Source organism: Sulfuricurvum sp. RIFCSPLOWO2_12_FULL_43_24, from assembly GCF_001829605.1.
GTDB lineage: Bacteria > Campylobacterota > Campylobacteria > Campylobacterales > Sulfurimonadaceae > Sulfuricurvum.
The window spans coordinates 1-4,326 of the sequence record NZ_MIBT01000104.1 but is presented as its reverse complement, the minus strand read 5'-3'; the positions used below and the strand labels follow the sequence as shown (position 1 = coordinate 4,326).

General features: G+C 46.2%; 5 protein-coding genes. 4 read left to right on the top strand and 1 reads right to left on the bottom strand.

All coding sequences use genetic code 11. From position 1 onward, the window contains the following. Positions 1–22: 22 nt before the first annotated feature. The gene (locus A3G19_RS09930; RefSeq protein ID WP_015654614.1) at positions 23–466 is read right to left on the bottom strand and encodes a helix-turn-helix domain-containing protein; all 444 of its coding nucleotides are present in this window, start codon (positions 464–466) and stop codon (positions 23–25) included. A 99-nt stretch (positions 467–565) separates the two neighbouring features. Here A3G19_RS09930 and A3G19_RS09925 point away from each other — a divergent pair, with 99 nt between their 5' ends. The 4 genes from A3G19_RS09925 to A3G19_RS09910 form a co-directional block, all read left to right on the top strand. Continuing rightward, a complete protein-coding gene (locus A3G19_RS09925; protein WP_015654613.1) occupies positions 566–1,306 on the top strand; it encodes an SDR family NAD(P)-dependent oxidoreductase in 741 nt (246 codons plus the stop codon). Positions 1,307–1,329: 23 nt separating this feature from the next. Continuing rightward, positions 1,330–2,760: an efflux transporter outer membrane subunit gene (locus tag A3G19_RS09920; protein ID WP_015654612.1), complete on the top strand. Its 1,431-nt coding sequence runs from the start codon at positions 1,330–1,332 to the stop codon at positions 2,758–2,760. Then, positions 2,753–3,880: an efflux RND transporter periplasmic adaptor subunit gene (locus tag A3G19_RS09915; RefSeq protein WP_015654611.1), complete on the top strand. Its 1,128-nt coding sequence runs from the start codon at positions 2,753–2,755 to the stop codon at positions 3,878–3,880. The genes A3G19_RS09920 and A3G19_RS09915 overlap by 8 nt, the downstream gene beginning before the upstream one ends. Then, positions 3,877–4,326 (top strand): efflux RND transporter permease subunit (locus A3G19_RS09910; protein WP_294872474.1); only part of this gene is annotated, 450 nt, incomplete at its 3' end. The genes A3G19_RS09915 and A3G19_RS09910, both read left to right, overlap by 4 nt.

Here is a 4,326-nt window from a genome sequence, read left to right as displayed (position 1 = left end):
GTCAAGATTTTAGTTCTTGACTTTAATCCTCGGAAACTTTAACTTGGTAGCTACCCAGTGTTATTTCTTCTCCTGTCTTTTTATCGATTACGATCGGTTCGGCAATCTCATTGGTATGGATATTGACCAAATTGACTTTGACCCCTTTTGGAGGATAATGTTGATTTCCCCAGTTTAACATCATAATAAGTATCGGAGCCAAATCCATCCCGCGCTGCGTTAAAACGTATTCATAGCGTTTATCGCTTTCTCCATATTTTTGTTTCTCCAGTATTCCTGATTCAGTTAGATCATTTAATCGTCTCGTCAACATATTGGGGGCAATCCCCAAACTTTTTTGGTATTCGTCAAAGCGTTTCATCCCAAAAAAAGCATCTCGAATAATCAACATACTCCACCACTCACCTATATGTTCCAGACATTGAGCGACAGGACAGGGCATTTCATCATAGCTTTTTCGTTTCATCATAAATCCTTGGTGAATTTTACTTGCATAATTATAGCAAAAATAATATACTTTCATCATGCAAGTAAAATTACACAGAGCTTACTGAAGGAAATAAAGATGAAAATGAAGAACAACACTATCCTCATTACGGGTGGTACAAGCGGTATCGGCTATGAGTTCGCGCGTCAATTGTGCGAAGAAAACACACTCATCATAACGGGTCGCGATCAGGAAAAACTAGATCTTGCGAAGAAAGAGCTCAAAAATGTCCACACCTTTCGATGTGATATTGCTAATCCTCAAGAGATTACAGCGTTGTATGCACAGGTCTCAAGAATGTTTCCGGAACTGAATGTGTTGATCAACAATGCAGGTGTCATGAAAAAGATCGATTTGCAAGATGAGGGTGATTTAACCAACCTCACGCAAGAGATCGATACCAATCTTATCGGAACGATCCGTATGAGTACACAGTTCTTGCCGCTTCTGAAGAGACAAAAGAGAGCGGCCATTGTCAATATTACCTCCGCATTAGCCTTTGTCCCTTTGGCGAATTCTCCTGTGTACTGTGCAACCAAAGCCGCATTGCACTCTTTTACCGATTCGCTGCGACTTCAACTCAAAAATACGGACGTAAAAGTTTTTGAAGTGGCTCCGCAATTTACGCAAACCCCGTTGATCGATGCTTATGACAATCAACAAAAAAATATAAACGTCATGTCCGTATCGAAGCTCGTCAAAATTGCGATCAAAAAAATTGAGTGCGGCATATCGGAAATAAAACCGGGACAAAGCGCTGCACTTAAAATGATCAGTCGCCTTTCGCCGCGATTTGCTCTAAATATGATCAACAAGTAAGTGAAATCAGGGGGAATCATTTTATGCGCAATCATGTACTAGAACTATCGGTTTTATCGGCACTGTTGTTATCGGGTTGTGCGACGCCGGAAGCGAGTCTAGCGAAACTACAGACCCCTCTTTCGACAACGTATCATTATGCAGAAGCTGAAAAAATAGCCTCCGATGAGATAGCGTGGTGGAAGAGTTTCAACGATCCGGTTTTAACGGCACTGATTGAAAAAGCTCTTAAAAACAATCATGACGTACGCAGTGCAATGACACGTATCACTGCGGCGGATGCGATGCGAGACGCTCAAGCCTCACGTCTTTTGCCGACGATCAATCTTGAAGCCTCAGCTTCGAAATCTCGCAGTGGATTTCCGCAGGCGGTGAAACAGGGATTGCCCGATATCCGAGCTTACAGGATGGGTTTGGGGATTGATTGGGAGATTGACATCGGCGGAGGGCTGCGTGCGGCAAAAAGTGCGGCAGAATCCGATGCAATGGCTGCCGAGTATGGTGTTGTGGGTGCACAGCTGGTGATCAGCAGTGAAATCGCACGCAACTATTTTACGTTACGCGCGGTACAAGAACGGCTCAGACTACTAGAGTCATTGGCGGCAACACAGCATGAGAGTGCGTATGTCGTTTCCAGACGCTATGCGCAGGGGCAATCGAGTCAGTTTGATGTGAATAGAGCGGAGGCAGAGGCCGATACTCTGGATGCTCAGATACCGCAGCTACGGGTATGGGTTGCAACCTTGCAAAGTCAGATTGCTGTTTTGGCAGGGGAGAACCCATCAAGCTTTTCAGTAGCAGAAGCAAGCCAATATATTTGGCCAGAATCACAAACCATAGGGGTTTCCCAACCGAGTGATTTATTGCGGAGACGTCCGGATTTAATGGCCGCTGAATCACACTACAGTGCAGAGTCATTGCGCTCAAAAGAGGCACAATCGCAAACATGGCCGAAGCTTTTTGTTAATGCTCTTGTCGGTCGTCAAGACTTCGGTATTAACGGGCTTGATTTGGCCCCGGTGCCATTTTCAAACGTTGCTGCGGCTTTTGTCATGCCGATTTTCAATGCAGGACGGATTCAAGCAGGGATAGATGCACAAAACGCTCAGGAGAGCGAAGCGCTAATCGCGTGGCAGAAATCAGTTTTAACAGCACTCAAAGAGGTTGAAGACACTCTTGTCGTGCAATCTGAGGAGATCAAGCGCGGTGAAAAGGTCAAAGCCGCTCTGAGTAGAGAATCTCACGCTCTTAAAGCTACGCAATCACTTTATCGTGAAGGGCAAATTGATAAGCTGCCGCTACTCGATATGCAGCGAGGCGTTTTGGTCAATAAAATAGCGCTAAGTGAGCATGAATTACAACGATTATTGTCAGATGTACAGCTTTATAAAGCGTTAGGGGGAGGCTGGTCGTCTCAACACAAAAATCCAATAAAGGTATCTACCAATGAATAAAATGACTAAATACATCATTCCTATCAATATCGTTATTGTCGGAGCCATAACCCTTGGTGGATGCAGCAAGCCAAAAGCTGAACACGAAGCACCGCCTACCCCTGTATATGTCTCGACAATCCATCAAGCCGGCGGAATGGAAGAGCGATGGTTGACCGCAACGGTAAGCGCACGCTTTGAGAGCGATCTAAGTTTTCGTACCGGAGGTAAAGTGGTAAAACGCTTGGTGAATGTCGGGGATAGAGTTATTCGCGGTCAACCTTTGGCCGAGCTGGATGGTGTGGACTACGAACTCGCTACGGGCATAGCCAATGCCCAATACAAAGCTGCCGTTATCGATGCGGATCAGGCGGGCTCGGATGAGGGGAGATTCGGGCGATTGGCAGGTGATGGAGCGATGGGAGTGGCGGATGCGGAGCGTCAAAAATCTCGTGCCGACGCTGCTAAAACACGTGTAGAACAAGCGCGCCAACAGCTTGAACTTGCCAAAAACAGACACTCCTATGCAACGCTTATTGCACCTTATGACGGTGTCGTGACATTATTACGTATGGAGGTCGGTCAAGTCGTTGCAGAGGGGCAAAGTGTTGTGTCACTGGCGAAAGAGGGTGAACGCGAAGTGGTGGTGGATTTGCCCGAAGATATGGTGAGTAAAGCCAAACACTATAAAGCAACAGCACAATCATGGAGTGATCCTAAAACATCGGTATCTTTGCATCTTCGAGAGCTATCTCCGATCGCTTCCGTGCAAGGGAGAACCTACCGTGCCCGATATGAGCCGATGTCTGAATCAAAAGCGACGATGGATCGTATGGCGTTGGGGAGCACGGCACAGCTTCAATTATCTCTCCCCTCAAGCGATGAGGGGGTGAATGTCCCGTTGAGTGCACTTGTTAAAACCAATGACACTCCCGGTGTGTGGGTCATAAATGGTACGGGAAATACCCTCTCGTTTGTGAAAGTGAATGTTTTGAACCATGGTACTGATAGTGTTCGCGTTCGCGGTTTGAACGAGGGCGTGCGTATTGTTACGGTAGGGGCGCAAAAGCTTGACGGGGCTATGAAAATTCGTCCTATCGAGCGAACCGACGGAAATCTTGAGAGCAGAGGTAGTGTATGAAGGATTTTAACCTCTCTGAATGGGCGGTAACACATCGTCCTATGGTCCTTTTCTTGATTATCGCCGTTTTGATTGCCGGTATTGTATCGTTCACCAAACTCGGACGTTCGGAAGATCCAAATTTCAATGTTCCGACGATGAGTATCGTAGTCGCATGGCCCGGTGCAACGGCCAAGGAAGTTCAAAATCAGGTGCTAAACCGTATTGAACGTAAACTTCAAGAACTGGAGTATATTGACTATGTAAAATCGTACTCACGTCAAGGTTTTGGGGCGATTGAGGTGCGCTTCAAAGGGGGAATAGGCAGAAAAAATTTGGATGAATCCTGGTATCAGGCTCGTAAGAAGATTTCTGATATTAGCCGTGAATTCCCATCCGGAGTACGAGGCCCTTTTTTCAACGATGAGTACAATGATGTCTACAGTGTTTTGTACGCCGTAAAAGCG

What these genes read in the sequence shown, in the direction of transcription:
- A3G19_RS09925 (WP_015654613.1), top strand. Translation starts at nt 566, where the DNA reads ATGAAAATGAAGAACAACACTATCCTCATTACGGGTGGTACAAGCGGT.
- A3G19_RS09930 (WP_015654614.1), bottom strand. Translation starts at nt 466, where the DNA reads ATGAAACGAAAAAGCTATGATGAAATGCCCTGTCCTGTCGCTCAATGT.
- A3G19_RS09920 (WP_015654612.1), top strand. Translation starts at nt 1,330, where the DNA reads ATGCGCAATCATGTACTAGAACTATCGGTTTTATCGGCACTGTTGTTA.
- A3G19_RS09915 (WP_015654611.1), top strand. Translation starts at nt 2,753, where the DNA reads ATGAATAAAATGACTAAATACATCATTCCTATCAATATCGTTATTGTC.